Annotated in this window: 1 protein-coding gene; it reads right to left on the reverse strand. The window is 64.4% G+C overall.

The genetic code is table 11. From position 1 onward, the window contains the following. The coding region (locus ACX9YW_RS23800; protein WP_460351310.1) for a helicase-related protein at positions 1-216 on the reverse strand (216 nt) is incomplete at both ends.

Here is a 216-nt window from a genome sequence, read left to right on the forward strand (position 1 = left end):
GGTCACCACATCGCCATACAGGATGGCCATGCCGTTGAGGTTGCGGGCGGCGCGGCCGATGGTCTGGATCAGGCTGCGCTCGGAACGCAGGAAGCCTTCCTTGTCCGCATCCAGGATCGCCACCAGCGAGACTTCGGGAATGTCCAGGCCCTCGCGCAGCAGGTTGATGCCGACCACCACATCGAAGGTACCCAGGCGCAGGTCGCGGATGATCTC

This window comes from Pseudoneobacillus rhizolycopersici (assembly GCF_054786815.1).